The organism is Campylobacter showae (assembly GCF_900573985.1).
In the GTDB taxonomy this organism is placed as follows: Bacteria; Campylobacterota; Campylobacteria; order Campylobacterales; family Campylobacteraceae; genus Campylobacter_A; species Campylobacter_A showae_E.
Genome location: NZ_UWOK01000001.1, coordinates 350,250 through 365,932, shown reverse-complemented (window position 1 = coordinate 365,932; position 15,683 = coordinate 350,250). Strand labels below are relative to the sequence as shown.

Genomic DNA, 15,683 nt, shown 5'->3' with positions numbered 1-15,683 from the left:
ATATTTTGTCAAATTTCTAAACTAACGGAAACACCTAAAACGCTTTAAAATTATTTATATAAATTGGCGATACGTGCAAATTTAGCTAGCAAATATAAAATTGTAATCTTTGCCATAGCCAGCCATCTTTCTTGTAGCGGTAAAATATTTGTCAAATTTCATACAATAGACCGATTGTTAAGTATTTGCGGTGCGGTAACAACTGTCCCCTTTTAACCGTTTTTACTTTGGAGAGACAATTTGCTTCTTGGAGAATAAAATAGCCAAATGGGCTCTAAAAGCTAAATTTTATTCTCCGAAAGCAAGATAAAAATGAGCGGATTTATCAGCGTCTCTCCCCGTGCGGCGTAGAGCATTACGTCCTCGAAATAGTTGTCGTTGATGCCGTAAACGTGGTATTCGTACGCACCGATACCGTATCCCATCGGAGTGATGTCTACGCGCGAGTACCAGGCGTCTTTAGCTAGGATATATCGGCTTGTGTCTTGCGAATACACCCACAGCACGACGTCGTCTTTATTTTTTTGCCGCATGAGCCAAGTAAACGAGTTTGAGATGTCGTAGAAAAAGTACGTATCGCCGTTTGGCATCACCGCCTGAGCCGTGTTGTTTAGGTCGCTAATGAGCACCTTGCTCTCAAAGCAGAGGTATTTGCCAAGCTCGATTTCTAGCGGCTTTTTTTCTATATTGCCGTGGCGAACTACGATTTTGCCCTCGCTAGTATCCACGGAAAACGCGAGCAGCGCCACCACGCCGATAAGTAGCACGGCGGCGAAAATTTGCCTTATCATAATAAAACTCCTCGCAAAAGGTAGTATTTAGCGACGAAAAAGCTGCAAACAAGAGCATTTACGATCAGCCAAAAAGAGGAAATTTTGAGCAAATGCTCGTAAGGTTTTTTCACGATTAGCTCGACCAAAAACGCCGATATGCCGTAGAAAATACCCAAAAACAGCGAACCCCAGATGAGGTAACCGACGTAAAAATACTCGCCTTTTAGCATGCAGTACGGGCATTTGTGATTTGGCTGTTCGTAGACGTAAAGCCCGAAAAAATAAGTAATCGCGTAGTATGCGATAAATAAAAACAGCAGGTTACAAACAAAGCTCGCCATCGTCTGTTTGAGTAAATTTAGCGTCAAAATGACCGCAAAAACGGCGTAGTAAAATATGACCAAATTTAACTTCGTATAGCCAAACGGTAGCTTTGGCGCCTGGAACACGACCGAGCAGCAAAAGACGGGTACTTTTAGCGGTACGTTGCTAAAAAACAAAATCTCAGCGGCAAATTCGATCAAAACGCCGATAAAAAGCGCGGTGAAGATGACGTATTTTCGCTTTAAATACGGGAAATTCGTCGCCTTTAAATCAAGCGAATTTATAATGAGCCACAGCCCGAAGCCAAAAATGAGTAGCAGTTTTAGCAGTAGCAAAATGCCGCCAAATTGATTTGAACCGATGACGCCGGCAGAGCACATGGCGCCGGGTACCACGTCTGCTAGCTCGTTTAGAGATAGCGCAAAAAATACGAATAAAACGATCTTGCAAACTACGGCGAAAAACAAAATCGTATTTACGAGGTAGTTGCGCTTTTCTAGGTCGTATTGCAAATTTGACGTCGAGTTAAAGTCCCACAGGCGCATGATGCGCACGACGAAATACTGCGAAATACCCATTAAAACAATTATTATAAGCTCGATCAACAAAAACGCGATAACTTCGTCAGATAAAAATACGCTCACAGCATCTCTCCGTCCTGCATCCTCACGTAGCCGTCCACGAAGTCCAGATCGTCAAATAAAATATCGTGCGTGGCGACGACGACGGTCTTTTTTAGCTCTTTAAATTTTTTTAGCATTTCGATAAAAATAAGCGAGTTTTGTTTGTCCAAATTTGCCGTCGGTTCGTCGGCTAGTATGACGCTAGGATCCATCGCTAGAGCCCTTGCTATCGCGCATCGCTGCTTCTCGCCGCCGCTTAGCTTTGAGATGATTTGATCTTTTTTGTGCGCGATGTTGGCGAGATTTAGCGCGCGCTCGATTTGCGAATTTAGCTCGGTTTTTTTAAGACTTGTTAGGCTTAGCGGCGCTAGCACGTTTTGATAGACGCTAAGGCCCTCGATCAGGTTAAAGGACTGAAATATAAACCCTACCTCGCTATGTCTAAAATTTGAACTCATGATGTCGGGTAGCTTTGAGACGTTGCGGCCGTTGATCAGTGCTTCGCCGCTACTTGGTTTGCTAAGCGCGCCTAGAATGCCTAGTAGCGTACTTTTGCCGCTACCGCTAACGCCTTTTAGGATAACTAGATCGCCGCTTTTTACAGTCAAATTTATATTTTTTAGCGCGTGAAATTCGTTGGGTTTATTTTGATTGTAAATTTTACATAGATTTTTTACTTCTATTGCGTTCATTTTATCGCCTCGCTCATGTCGCTAACGGCGATGCGCCACGACGGGATTATGACGAATGCCAAAAACGGAATCACGCTAAAAACGAAGATCAAAAATAGCATATTAAAGTCTATGATCGGCGTAAAATCGGTAAAATTCGCCACCTCGCTGCCTAAAAATATATCGCGTAAAAACGGCGCGCCGAATAAAAACACGTAGATATAGGCTCCCGCGACGCCTAGCAAATAGGCGCTAAAAGAAACGACGATGTTTTGGATAAATTTAAGTGCGATGATATTTCTAACGCTAAAGCCGATACTGCGCAATATCGCGATCTCCTTTTTCTTCTCGCCGTAAGCGAGCGAAATTTGATTTTTCAGCAGGATGAAAAACGAAACCATCGCCACGACGTAAAGCACCATGAAAATGCCGCCTTTGTAGTAGTAAAGGTGCCTTATTTTGGCTACTCCGTCCTCGATGCTCGTAACCTCGGTGTTTGGATAGACGTTTTGGATCTTTAGGGCCACTTCGCTGATCTCGTTTACGTTTGGTACCTCGACGTAGAGCCTCGTGTATTCGCCCTCTTTTAGGCTTAGCACTTCGCGCGCGGTGGCGGGATTCATATAGATGACGTCGTTTGAGACGATACCCGTTTCATGCGGTGCGGTTTTGTTGATCTTTATCGGTATCATCTTTTCTTCGGTTAAAAAGTTAAAAACGTCATCGTAATAAAGCTCCGCCATCTCTTTTTTCACGCCTTCGCCCACGATCATCTCGTTTTCGTCCAAATTTTCATCGCCGACGATGCGAAACCAGACTCTCTTTTGCGCGAAATAATACTCCCCCTCGACCGCGCCCTCTACGCTAGCTACGCCCGCGATCTTTGAGACGTCGTAGATGTAGCCGTCGTGCATCAGATCGCGTTTGCCGGCGCGCAGAGCTTCGACGACGACTTCGGGCTTTGATCGGGTCAAATTTGTAAGGTCGCTTTGGATGGAGCTTGAGACGAAAAGAACAGCGCTTAAGATAAACACGATAAAAGCGAAGATAAAAAAGCTAAAAGCGTGATCGGCGCGGTCTTTATAGAGCAGCGTAACTGCGTAATCGATAAAATTTTTACTCGGCATAGACAAACTTCCCGTACTCTTTTGAAATAAAATTCGTCGAAATTTGCGCGTCTTTGACGGATTTTTGGATCAAATTTAGCTGAGCCTCCTTGCCCGCTCTATCAAAGCCTAGATAATGTGCCCCGATACAAATGTAAAGGATCGCAAAAAAGCCCGCTAAAACGCAGATGAGCCTCACATCAACCTCTCAACTAAAAGAGTCGTGATCTCGTCAAATTTGACGATCTGTTTGCCGCCGTGATCTTTGGCGAAGGTCTTAGCGTCCTCTTCGCTGGCAAACGGTATCAGCTCGTTGCCCATAGGTCCGAGTACGTTTGAGCCGGTTACGTAGTAGGCGGTTCTAGCGTCGATTTTGTTTAGCTTGTAGTAGTCGCTAACGAAAATTTGATCGTCTTTTTTGCCTTTTTCGAAATAATACTTCATCATATCCTTGACGCCGTCAAAGTAAAGCTCCTCTTTGCTTGTTTTCATCATCGTCGCCCACTGCGGGTTTTTGCCGATTAGCATACCGCAAACGGGGCAGCGCGCGCCTTTTGGCACGACGATCCTCTCGGCTTTTTGCGTTTTTTGCTTAGATTTTGAGGCTTGATCGCTCGTGCCTAAATTTGCCGGAGCGTCCCATAGGTAAAGTGCTGCTGCTTGTAGGTGTTTGTCGTACTCAGGGGCTTTGCCGGCACCCTTTGCGTCGCATGTTTTTTTGAGATGGGCTTTTAGCTCGGAGATAGCTTTAAAGTTTTTTGGATTGGTTTTCTCGCAGTTTGCTTCGTAAAATTCCTTGCCGTGCGCGTAAACGCCGCTCTCGCGTTTGGCTTTGATCATCTTGTTATCGCCCTCAAAGTCCTGTCCCGCGATCTCGTAAGCCTTAGCGAAATTCATTATCTCGCCGCCGTTTTCGGCTTGGAACTCTTTTGCGTCGGCCTCGGTTGAGAAGGCGTATTTGCTATTTCTAGTCATCGTGCCGCCGATCTTGCTGCCGACGACGTAAAAGGCTTTATTTGCATCGATCAAATTTAGATTTTTCGTATCGACGACCTGCGCGTCGCTTGGGATCTTGCCCTCCGTGAGCTCGTATAAGCAGTGCAGCGATGCTACTTGTTTGCCGTTATAGACGTGGTTGGTTTTATAAAATTTAACCAAATTCATGCCGCAAACGGCGCAGTACTCTTTATCCTCGCCGCTTCCTACTAGCGTAGCTTTGCTTGGATCTACGCTTTGAAACATCGGCTTCATCTTGCCGGCTTGTTCGTTTGCTTCGGCGCCAAACATTAGCGCCGCTAGTAGCGCCGAACCCAAAATAGAACGTAAAATCATATTATCTCCTTAAATTATTTAGTTTTATTTGTTTCCGGTTTTAAAAACTCCGCATTCTCGCACGCGACTTTTAGGCCTTTTGCGCAGCTTTTGTCAAAGAGCTCTTTGGCCTTGGCGACATCGGCCGCGACGCCTTTGCCCTCGGCGTACATTATGGCTAGGTTGTTGCAGCCTTTGTCGTAGTTTAGGGCGCAGGATTTTTCGTAAAATTCTTTAGCTTTAGCATAGTCTTGCTCCGTGCCTTGACCGAATGCATACAAAAAGCCTAGGTTGTCGCAGCCGATACCGACGCTGCCCGCGCAGGCCTTTTCGTAAAAGGCTTTTGCTTTGACGTAGTCTTTTTCTACGCCCATGCCTTCAAGGTGCAGATAGCCTAGGTTATTGCATCCCATCATATCGCCGTAGTCGCAGGCTTTGGTGTAGAGCGAGATGGCTTTTTTGATATCGGTTTTGACGCCCGCGCCGTTTGCGTAAAGTAGCCCTAGCGAAGTGCAGCCTTCGTCGTCTTGGCAGGCTTTTTCGTAGTATGCGGCTGCTTTAGCAAAGTCCTGAGTCGCGCCGTTGCCGCTTTCGTAGATGTAGCCTAGATTGTTGCAAGCAAGCGCAAATTTGGCGTTGCAAGCTTTTTGGTATAAATTTATCGCCTTTTCATAATTTTTCTCTACGCCGCCAGTGCCTTCGAAATACACCACTGCAAGGTTGTAGCAGCCCGAAGCCTTGTTTTCCTCGTGGCAGGCTTTTTCGTAGATTTCTATCAGCTTTTTATGGTCGCCGCTTTGCTGGGCTTGCATGCCCTCTTGGATAAAGCCCGCGTTTGCGCTAGCGCATAAAACCGCCGCCGTTAGTAGTTTTTTATACATTTTTTCTCCTTTTTAAATCGTTTTTACGTCGCGCCCTCTAAAGGCTAGCGCGGTTATCAAGAGCATGCATCCAAGCGCGATATATACGCTAATGTGCACCGGCGGCAAATCTCCGCTGGCGTAAGAGTGCATGCCCGTTAGGTAAAAATTTACGCCAAAATAAGTCATCGCGATCGAGGCGTAAGAAAACACCGATGCGATCAAAAATACGTAGAGCGAATTTAGCTTCGGTATAAAGCGCAGATGTAGCGCGATCGCGTAAACCAGGATCGAGACGTACGACCATGTTTCTTTGCTATCCCAACCCCAGTAGCGCCCCCAGCTCTCGTTCGCCCAGATTCCGCCGAAAAAATTTCCAAGCGTCAGTAGGCAAATGCCGATAATCAGGCTTGCTTCATCGATCGCCGCGATATATCTAATCTGCTCGTTTAGTCTAGCCTCGTTGGCTTTGTTTTTAAACGCCATGAGTCCTAGCGCGATAAGCCCAAGCACGCAGCCAAGGCCCAAAAATCCGTAGCTAGCCGTGATGACCGAGACGTGGATACTGAGCCAATAAGACTTTAGTACCGGGACTAAATTCGTTATCTGCGGATTTACGAAGCTCATGTGAGCCACTAGCATCACGATGCCGGCCAGCAGCGCCGACGCCGCAAGCGCAAGCAACGAACGTCTAAAAAATATCATCCCAGCTAGCGCTCCGGACCAGCCGATATAGATCATTGATTCGTAGCTATCGCTCCAAGGCGCATGCCCCGAGACGTACCAGCGTAGCGCCAAAGCTGCCGTATGCACCGCAAATCCAAGCGCAAACGCCGCTAAAATCGCTCGCTCAAGCGGTAAAATTCGCCTCGATAAAAACACTGAAGCAAGCCCAAGCAAAAGCGCGGCAAAGCCCAAAATCCAGTAGAAATAAACCAGTTTTTTAAACACCGAAGCACGATTGTAAAAGACTTCGGCATCGACTCTGCTAACGCTAGGTAAAATTTCCGCCGAAGCCGTTCGCTGATAGTTTCTTAGTGCGGCTAGTGCGGAGTCGGCCTTGCCCCAGTTATTATCCGAGATGCCTTCTTGCAGGCCAGTTATATAGTCGTTTAGCATGCTTTTTGCATTGGTATCGACTCGCTCGTCGCCAAATGCGTCGTTTGGCGAGAGCCAGGCATTTTGCGGGTCGTTTGCTACCGGGATAAATTTAAAAAACGTGCCCTTAAACGTTAGATACGCGATGTTTAGTCGCTCGTCAAATTTGATGAGGTCGTTATCGAGCGTGCCTCGTTTTGATAGAGGTTTTTCGTTCGCGGCTTCGACCTGTGTGGCCAGTTTATACTCGCCGTTTGCGTCAAACGCATCTCTAAAACTCGCGTAATCTCCGCTCAAATTTAGCATCTTTTTTATCTCGCCGTTTTTTATCTTGACGATTTTTATCTCTTGCCACAGCGCGGGATTTAGATTCATACCAAGCACGATTTGTTCGGCGCTTAGGCCGTAAAGCGAGTCCGTGCCCGAGATTTTATTTACGATTTCGCCCGCTTCGGTGCTAAGCGGCTTTATCCTGCCCGCGTAGTCTTGCACGAGAAGCTTTGCAAATTCGCCGTTAGCGTGAGCGGCGGTGTTTGCGGCGAAAGTTTTTAAAATCTCGCTCCCGTTTTGCTCGGCCGCGTTTGCATTAAAATTTAAAAAACCAAGCGCGATAAAGGCCGCGACGAGCGAAAATCTGCTGTTTTTGATGAAATTTATGAGCTTTAAAAAGCGGCTATTTTTAGTAAAAAAGTTGCCGATAACGCCGGCGCAAAGCAAGAAATATCCGATATAGGTCGGGATTTTGCCCGGGTCGCGGTTGACCTCTAGCACCGTGCCTTGCTCGTCCGCGTCGTAGGATGATTGAAAGAGTTTAAAGCCTTGCAAATTTAGCGGATGATTCATGTAAATTTTATATCTCGTTAAAACCTCGCCCGCGTCTGAAAGCGCCTCTACGTCGCTAGAGTATGAGGACGGGCTTTGAGAGCCTGGGTAGCGTTCAAGCTCAAATTTAATAAGCTTTATCGAAAACGGCAAGCTAACTAGCCTTGAGCCCCAGGTTAGCATTATCTCCTCGCCGTCAAAATTTAGCATACTAGGCTCGCCCAGCCAGCCTACGCCGCCGTGGATTTTGGCTGTTTGTTCGCGCTGCCCTTCAAAGCCCGATTTTACTACGAGAGTACCGCGCTCGCCTTTTGGCGCGGGCTTATATGAGTCAAATTTGACGGTGAAATTTTTTGAGTTTATGGTTTGCGTGAAGCTAAAATTATTATCGCCGATTTGGGTTAAATTTAGCGGATACTCGAAAAATGCGTCTTTGGTGCGTATTTGCAAAAACGGTTTTACGCTCACCATCTCATTTCCGCTCTCACCCGCCCTTACGTGCAGTACGCCCTCAGCGCCCAGATAACGCGTCAAAGCCGCACCGATAAAGATGACGATAAATGCCGCATGCAGAACGAATGAGCCGAAGCGGCGCCACATTTTTGTTTTTATGATTATGCCGAGCAAGCAAAGCGCGAGCGCGCTCATAACGCACTCGTACCAGCGCGCCTCGTAGACTAAAATTTTAGCCGTTTGCGTGTCGTAAATGCTCTCTAAAAAGGTTGCGACGCCGGCGCCTGCGGCTAGGATAAAGAGGAGGCAGAGCGCAAATTTGTAAGAAGTGAAAAATCTAAATAAATTTACGCCCAAAATCGCCTCTCCGAGTTTTTACATTATTATATCGTAAGTTTGACCTGCGTATAGTATAAACATTCTAAGAAGTAATACTCCGACCACGCTAGCAAGCGCGCTAACGTAGAACGCAAACGCGGTGTGAGCGATCTTTTTGCCCAGTGCGAAATTTAAAACTAGCGGTACGCAAAATCCTACGCCTACGACGCCTAGCCAAAATAGCTGAGCGTAAATTCCATCGCTAAATGCGGCGCTCGCGGCTTTCTGCACGTCGCTGCCCGTTACTAGCGAGACGAAAATCATACCGATTAATAAAATTTCCATCGCTAAAACCGGCCACTCGACCGCGTGTAGAATTTTTAGATCGCCGCCGTGCGGGTCTGCTTTAAAGAAAAGCGCGGCTATGAGGCTAGAGCCTGCGATACCCGCAGATAAGCCAGACGCCACGAAAAGCGCAGGTAAAACAGCGGTATTAAGGATAGGAAATCTAACCAAAACCGAGATCAAAAAGCCCGTATAGGCGCAGATCGCGACCGCAAAAACAAGCGTAAGCGCAAGAAGTAGCGGGCGAAGCGCGTTTAAAATTTTCATTACGAGCGTGAAAAGCCCTTTTAAAAAAGTAAGTCTGCGTGATAAAAATCCGCTAAGATCAGCTTCAAACGCATAAAGGCAGGCTACGAAGCTAAGCGGGATATAGACGCAAAGCGCCGCCACGCCCACGGACATAACCGAGGTGAAGTTATAGTTAATCAAAATTTTCCAAAAAAGTAGCGGCCGCTCTAAATCGGCTACCAGGCAGACCATACCCAGAAGGATTGCTACGAAAGATAGCAACGACGCAGCCTTAAACAGCGGCGTGCTTTCGGTCTGCTTTTTATAAAATTTGACGAGGATCGCGACTACCAAAGCGCCGCCGCTCATACCCGCTAGCAAAAGATAAACCGCAATCGGCCAGCCCCACTCTACGCCGTGCGAGAAGGTCGCAGTGAAATTTATAGCTCCGTTCATATCACACCCCCAATTTAACCGCAGGAATATAGCGAAGGCTCGGCTTCGTGCCGCACTCAGGATGCATTCGTAGGCTGTCTTTGACGCGAAGTAGCTTGCTGATGTGCGACTCTTCGTCGTTTAGATCGCCGAACACGATCGCCTCGTATCTGCATGCCTCGATGCAGGCAGGCTCGTGGCCGTCTTTTAAATTCGTATCCAAGCAGAAGTTGCAGCTCTCTGCGGCTTTGGTTTCGTGATTTATAAAGCGCACGTCGTAAGGACAGGCGACGATGCAGTATTTACAGGCGATGCAGTCGTCGGTGTTCATCGTCGTGATGCCGGTTTTTTCGTCCTTGTGGCAGGCTTTTGTCGGGCAAACGGTCACGCACGGCGCGTCCTCGCACTGCTGGCAGGAAACCCTGACGTAGCGTTTTTCTTTTAAATTTAGCGGATCGGTTTTATCCTGGATAAAAAGCCTCATCTGGCCTTTTGGAACCAAATTTACTTTTTGACAGGCGACCTCGCAGTCGGTACAGCCGACGCATTTATTCTGATCAAAGATCATGCCGTAGTGCGGCTTTTTGCCGTTTTCCGTAGGGGCGTCTAAATTTATACTCTTGCCTAGTACGCTAGTCGCTCCCGCAACCGCCGCTCCAGAAGCAAGGAATTTAAAAAACGTCCTTCTTGTATTTTGCTCTTTCATATTCTTCTCCATCCGTATGGATTAAATATCCTAAATTTATCTACCAACGCTACTTCCGTGGCTATGCGCGCCATGGAAATTTCGCGGCTGAGTTTCGCTTAGTTTTTTGGCTGCGCCGGCTAGCTCGCCAGGTTTTAGCGCCTTTACTAGCTCGACTTCAAAAATCAACGTCGAGCCGCCCGGTATCTCGTCTGCGCCCTCGTCTCCGTAAGCTAGGTGAGACGGGATGACGAATTTATATTTTGAGTTGCCGTTCATCATCATGAGGCCCTCTTGCAAGCCGTCTATCAAATTTACCATCGAAAGGATCGCAGGCTCGTTTCTAGAGTACGTGTCGTCAAAAACTTTGCCGTTTATGAGGTAGGCTTTGTAGTTTAGCGCGACTACGCTCTCGGGTCTTGGCTTATCGCCGTCGCCGACTGCCATGACTTCGTACTGAAGCCCTGATTTAGTCGTTTTGACCTTTTTGTTTTTGGCGTTTTTCGCCATAAATTCTTCGCCCTCTTTTAAATTTTTTTCAAGCGCTTTTTTAAGCGCGTCTTGGGTTAGCTTATTTAATTTTTCGTCCCTTTGATTGAGCAGGGAGATTATTTCTTCGTCTGTTAGTTTTTGTTCTTTTTTAAAGGCGTCTGCAAAGCCGTCTAAAATGGACTTGCTGTCAAATTTAACACCTAGGCTTTCTTGTTTTTTTAGTTGTGCGGATATATAGGTTCCGGTTGAAATTCCGATACTGTATGATTCTTTTTGCTCTTGCGTCATCGCCTCTTTATCCGCCGCACTAGCGCATAAAACGCAGCCGGCCGTTAGGCAAAGAGCTAAAAGCGGGTTTTTGCTAAATTTAAAACGCATAAATTTTACCTTATTAAATTTGGACGCCGCAAAATCGCGGCGTCCGTAATCGCATCATAAATTGTTGTTTATGATTCTTTGGGCTTCTTTGATGTACTCTTTAGAAGCGTCGAGTCTTTGTTTTGTATATTTAAAGCCGTGCATACCCCATGAGCCGTCTTTTTGTAGCAAGTCAACTGTGTCTTGCGCTTTTTCGATTAGCTCATAAACTCTTGTCTTATCGCTAGGGCTTAGTTTCTTAGTTTCTAAGATAGCGTAAAGTCCCTCGATACCGATTTTGACTTGAGAGAAGTCGTTTTTAACAGGAGTTTGCCATCCCATTACTTCGTCGTAAACCTGTTTTTGGTTCTTGAAGTGTAGGGTAGGTTTTAGCTCAGATAGAACAGGGCTATGGCAGCCTTTAGTATCTTGCATATCTTTATCCGCCCAAGACGTTCTAGCGCACGCCCACATTAGGTCAACGAAGTTGTGTCCGTTTTTATCCCTTTGGAAGTGCCAATCTTTAGCGTCTCTCGGTCCTTTAGCAGCGTCGCCCGCAACTAGAGATTTTCTAGTAGGATCTACGTCGATCTTCCAGATGTGAGATCTTCTTTGAGTATCAAATCCAGCATTGTCTTGGAACTGGATAGCGTAGAAGTTCTCGCAGCTCATCATGAACGGCATGTGGCAAGATGCGCAAGTGTTATCTTTATGCGTATCGGCTCTTGAAGCGATATATGCTTGCTCTTTGTGGCAATCTTGACAATCTTTTCTGATTTTTGGTTTGGTGTAAAGCGCACTTAGGTAGCCTTGCTCTGAGTTATAGTTTACGCCCTTGATAGTCTTATCGCCTACAACCGGACCTGTGTTATCGTGAGGATCGTGGCAAGTGGTGCAGCGCATGCCTTTATCGTAGTGAGCGGTAAAGTATGATTGTGAACCCTCAGATCCGCATCCTGGCCCCATTGATTTAAATTTAGAGCTTAGAGATAGGTCAAGCTTGCCTTGGTTTAGAGGATTGGCTCTAGCTAGGTCTGGGCTATAGTTAAATCTTTGGTGACAGCGTTCGCAGTTTGATGTTCTAAAGTTTGTAGCTCCGTCAAGGTGACCGCCGGCTCCGTGACACTCCTCGCAGCTTACGCCTTTAGAGATAGTGTGCTTTTGAAGCTCTTTAGCATTACCAAGAGCCGCATAGAACTCTTTCTTGGTTTTGAAGTCAAATTTGAACGGGTGGCAAACTTCGCAGTAAGAGCCGTTTGCTTGGAAGAACATTGACTTTTTGTATTTAGCGGCGTATGAGGCTAGACCTCTGACGTATCCGCCGTTATCGCCGTAATCAGCTAGAGTTTCCGGAAAATCAGGAACGAAATCTTTGATTTTCTTAACTGTTTCAGGAGTTAAATTTAGCGCCCAAGTTCTTTGGAATTGGTTACCGCCTGCTACGACTTGACCAGTACCGTCTTTTAGGTTACCGCCCTCTATGTGGTAAGTTCCTCGCAGCAACCACGCGTCTACGTAGCCGAATTTGGTTCTTAGGTGTCCGACGGTGGCGTAAATAACGTCCGGGGTAATACCTTGAGGCAAGATAGACGCAGTATCAGGGCTAAATACCGGATCGGTTAGGTTGTTGTTAACCTCCGGGTGCTCGCCGGGGAAGCGGATAGTAGTGGCGTGGCGCGATCTGCTCCATACCTCGTACTGCGCAGGGTGGCACTCGCCGCACTTTTCTGATCCTACGAATTTGTTAGGGAACTGCAAAGACGAACCAGCAGGTATCCTATACATCATAGAGCTGTAGCCTTTACCGCCGTCTCTTTTACTAGCTTTTGACATATCAAAGCCGTGACCTTCGGCAAGCCACTCAAGTCCACGGTCGTGAACATCTAGTTTACCGACTGTTTTACCGCCGTATTTTGTGAAAATCGGGTGGTTTTTAAACAGCCACTCATACATCTCTTGCTCTTCTACGATGTAGTCTTGCAAGGATATTACGCCTCTACTTTGAAGCGTGCCTTTTGGGTTTGCTATGACGTCTCGCGCTTGTTGAGACATCTGCATGTTGTGTTCTTCGCAACAGGCTTGCGATGCGAAGACGCTAACGCCCATAAGCAAACCTAATAAGGTTTTACTTAAATTCCTCATTGCGCCCTCCTTATAAATTTTGGATCTAAAATCAAAAAGATTTCATACTGATAATGCTATCGTAAAAAGGGGGCGAAAAAAGGGGAAATTTAATAAATTATGAATTTTTAAATTTAATAGTAAATACTACGCCGTTATTTATATTTTGCGCGTAAATTCGGGCGTTATTTTTTTCGGCTATCACCTTACTCATATATAGCCCAAGCCCGCTGCCTGACTTTTTCGTAGTAAAATGCGGCTTGAAAATTTTATTTATCACCGCTTTATTTATATTGCCGGCGTTATTTTCGAGCGTGATCGCGCGTTCTCCGTTTTGTAAAAGGGCGGTTATTACAATTTGCCGTCGGTTTGCTTGCGCCCGCTCTTGCGGTAGATTTAAAAATGCTTCTTTGGCGTTATTCATGACGTTGATTAAAATTTGAATGAGCTCGTTTATATTTCCGTAAAGCGTAAAATTTTCTTTTATCTCGACTTTTACGTCGATGACGTGCCTTTTGAGCATCGCGTTTAAAATTTTACAAGCTTGTTCTATGGCCTGTTTTACGTCAAATTCGCTCTTTGGCATATTTGGATTAAAGAAATTTTTAAAATCCTCGATAGTGCCGGACATAAATTTGACCTGCTCGTTTGCCTCTTCGATGGCCTCTTTTAGCCTCTGCTCGCTTAGCTTGCCTCGCTCGGAGTAAAGCTCCAAATTTACCAAAGTCGAGCTGATCTGCGCTAGAGGCTGACGCCACTGGTGCGAGATGTTGCCGATCATTTCGCCCATGGAGGCTAGACGGCTTTGATTTATCATCAAAAGCTCGTTTTGCAGTTTGGTTTTTTCGTTGCCTTTGTGGATTTTATAAACGAAAAATAAAAACGCCGCAAAGATCGCCGTGATCGCCACGCCGCTAACGATAAATTCTTGTTTATGATAAAGCAAAATGCTTTTTACCGGGATTTTAAAGCTCACCATCGCTATCGTGTCGCCGACTTTGCCCTCGAAATTATTTAAATTTCCGTATTGTTCGAGCATTTTTTTAGGCGCGCTGTTTATGTTGTGGCACTCGACGCAGGACGGGTGGGAGTTTTTGATCGGAAGGCCGACGAAAAAGTACGAGGCGTTTTGGTCTTTGATTACGTCAGAGTAGACCTCGTATTTGCCCTCCTTAAACCCTTCTAAAATTTCATTTTCGAATTCCGTGCCTTCGTGTTCGGGATTTAGCGGGTTTGTCGCCGTTAGCCTGTAGTCGTAGTTTATATTTTTTTTGGCGAGCTGGATTTTGTAAATTTGACGCGTGATGTAGGATGAGGACATGAGTCTGGGGTCAAAAAGGTCTTTGTCTATCGCGCCGTGATCTTTTAACTCATCTATGAGCGGGCGCTGGACGGTAGAGATGTAGTCGCGTATGCCGTTCATCGCATCTAGCACGTAAACTGCCTCCTGCTTGGCGTCTTTTAGTGCGAGATCGCGGTAAAAGTTAAAAACCAAAACTGTAATGGCGCCGTACAAAACGACGAGCAGCAGGATGATAAATTTAAATTTGGACTTCACATAGATATCCTACGCCGTATAAATTTCTGATCGTGTCCTTGCCGATTTTTCGGCGCAGTTCTTTTACTATGGTTTTGATGGCTTCTTTGGTCGGCTGTTCAAATTCCCACATGTAGTCAAACAGCTGCTCGTAAGTGATCGTTTGATTTTTGTTGTTTAAAAAATACTCCAAAAGCTTGCTTTCGCTTTTGGAGAGGCGACAGGCCTCTTCCTTTATATATATGATTTTTTTGCTAAAGTCGTATTTGAGCTCGTCGTTGATACTAAACATCGGCGTATGGTCGATGAGCTCCATCGCGACGTCTTCTAGCGCTTTTATAAACGTATCTTTGTCGTAAGGCTTTGATAGATATCTCGTGATCTTTAGCTCTACTGCGCGCCACAGATACTCCTGCTCGGTATGGCTTGAGATGATGACAATAGGGATTTTGTGGTTTGCGCAGCGGATCTTTTTAGCTACCTCTAGTCCGTCCATGTGCGGGACGCTGACGTCAAGGACGAGCGCGTCATATGAGCCGCTCATAGCCTCATCTAGCGCCTCGATGCCGTCGCTTACGCCTTTTACTTCGGCAAAAAACAGCTCGAGGGAGTCGATCATATTTTTTAATATATAAGGTTCATCCTCTAAACAAAGGACTTTTTTATTGGATAAAACGTCTAAAATGGAGTAATCTTGCATCTTTTTCCCGTGCTAAATTTTGCCGATACTAACACAAGCAAGCTTAAAATACTATTTTTAAGGATTGAGATATTAACCATAAAACATAAAATAATCAAAGTTTTTGATGATGTAAAATTTGAGGAAGAAATTTAAAGATGGTGGAGTTAAGCGGGATCGAACCGCCGACCTCTTGAATGCCATTCAAGCGCTCTCCCAGCTGAGCTATAACCCCAATTGTCGAAAATATTTTGGAATTATATCATTTTTATCTTACGAAATTTTGAAATTTGATGAAATAAAATAAAATTTTAAGCAAAAATCAGCTAAAATCACATTTCTCAAACAAAAATGCGGGAATAGCTCAGGGGTAGAGCACAACCTTGCCAAGGTTGGGGTCGCGAGTTCGAATCTCGTTTCCCGCTCCATCGGTTTTAAATTTAGG

General features: G+C 45.7%; 14 protein-coding genes and 2 tRNA genes. 1 reads left to right on the top strand and 15 read right to left on the bottom strand.

Annotated elements, in window-relative coordinates; all coding sequences use genetic code 11:
* Positions 1-281: 281 nt before the first annotated feature.
* From EE116_RS01920 to EE116_RS01850, 15 genes are all read right to left on the bottom strand, one after another.
* Positions 282-791 (bottom strand): hypothetical protein, encoded by a 510-nt coding sequence (locus EE116_RS01920; protein WP_122873007.1) that lies wholly within the window; start codon positions 789-791, stop codon positions 282-284.
* Entirely contained in the window at positions 788-1,741 is a 954-nt protein-coding gene (locus EE116_RS01915; protein ID WP_122873006.1) for a hypothetical protein, read from the bottom strand. Before EE116_RS01915 ends, EE116_RS01920 begins: the two co-directional genes overlap by 4 nt.
* On the bottom strand, positions 1,738-2,412 hold the full coding sequence (locus EE116_RS01910; RefSeq protein WP_122873005.1) for an ABC transporter ATP-binding protein: 675 nt from the start codon (positions 2,410-2,412) through the stop codon (positions 1,738-1,740). The genes EE116_RS01915 and EE116_RS01910 overlap by 4 nt, the downstream gene beginning before the upstream one ends.
* Entirely contained in the window at positions 2,409-3,518 is a 1,110-nt protein-coding gene (locus tag EE116_RS01905) for an ABC transporter permease (protein ID WP_122873004.1), read from the bottom strand. Before EE116_RS01905 ends, EE116_RS01910 begins: the two co-directional genes overlap by 4 nt.
* Positions 3,508-3,696, bottom strand: coding sequence for a hypothetical protein (locus EE116_RS01900; RefSeq protein WP_122873003.1), 189 nt, complete (start codon positions 3,694-3,696; stop codon positions 3,508-3,510). Before EE116_RS01900 ends, EE116_RS01905 begins: the two co-directional genes overlap by 11 nt.
* Positions 3,693-4,829: a nitrous oxide reductase accessory protein NosL gene (locus EE116_RS01895; protein WP_122873002.1), complete on the bottom strand. Its 1,137-nt coding sequence runs from the start codon at positions 4,827-4,829 to the stop codon at positions 3,693-3,695. The genes EE116_RS01900 and EE116_RS01895 overlap by 4 nt, the downstream gene beginning before the upstream one ends.
* 14 nt (positions 4,830-4,843) lie before the next feature.
* Complete coding sequence (locus EE116_RS01890) at positions 4,844-5,689, bottom strand: tetratricopeptide repeat protein (RefSeq protein WP_122873001.1); 846 nt, start codon at positions 5,687-5,689, stop codon at positions 4,844-4,846.
* Between the two features lie 12 nt (positions 5,690-5,701).
* Positions 5,702-8,398, bottom strand: a complete 2,697-nt coding sequence (gene ccsA / locus EE116_RS01885) for a cytochrome c biogenesis protein CcsA (protein ID WP_122873000.1) — start codon at positions 8,396-8,398, stop codon at positions 5,702-5,704.
* Between the two features lie 18 nt (positions 8,399-8,416).
* Complete coding sequence (gene nrfD / locus EE116_RS01880) at positions 8,417-9,388, bottom strand: NrfD/PsrC family molybdoenzyme membrane anchor subunit (protein ID WP_122872999.1); 972 nt, start codon at positions 9,386-9,388, stop codon at positions 8,417-8,419.
* A gap of 1 nt (position 9,389) precedes the next feature.
* Entirely contained in the window at positions 9,390-10,073 is a 684-nt protein-coding gene (locus EE116_RS01875; protein WP_122872998.1) for a 4Fe-4S dicluster domain-containing protein, read from the bottom strand.
* 36 nt (positions 10,074-10,109) lie between these two features.
* Complete coding sequence (locus tag EE116_RS01870) at positions 10,110-10,922, bottom strand: FKBP-type peptidyl-prolyl cis-trans isomerase (RefSeq protein WP_122872997.1); 813 nt, start codon at positions 10,920-10,922, stop codon at positions 10,110-10,112.
* Between the two features lie 54 nt (positions 10,923-10,976).
* On the bottom strand, positions 10,977-13,043 hold the full coding sequence (locus EE116_RS01865; RefSeq protein WP_122872996.1) for a cytochrome c3 family protein: 2,067 nt from the start codon (positions 13,041-13,043) through the stop codon (positions 10,977-10,979).
* 97 nt (positions 13,044-13,140) lie between these two features.
* The gene (locus EE116_RS01860; RefSeq protein WP_122872995.1) at positions 13,141-14,580 is read right to left on the bottom strand and encodes an ATP-binding protein; all 1,440 of its coding nucleotides are present in this window, start codon (positions 14,578-14,580) and stop codon (positions 13,141-13,143) included.
* Entirely contained in the window at positions 14,564-15,259 is a 696-nt protein-coding gene (locus tag EE116_RS01855; protein WP_122872994.1) for a response regulator transcription factor, read from the bottom strand. Before EE116_RS01855 ends, EE116_RS01860 begins: the two co-directional genes overlap by 17 nt.
* Before the next feature lie 138 nt (positions 15,260-15,397).
* Positions 15,398-15,473: transfer RNA gene (locus EE116_RS01850), tRNA-Ala, on the bottom strand.
* A 118-nt stretch (positions 15,474-15,591) separates the two neighbouring features.
* On the opposite strand from EE116_RS01850, the gene EE116_RS01845 reads away from it, so the two are divergent.
* Positions 15,592-15,666, top strand: a tRNA-Gly gene (locus EE116_RS01845).
* The last annotated feature ends 17 nt before the right edge of the window (positions 15,667-15,683 follow it).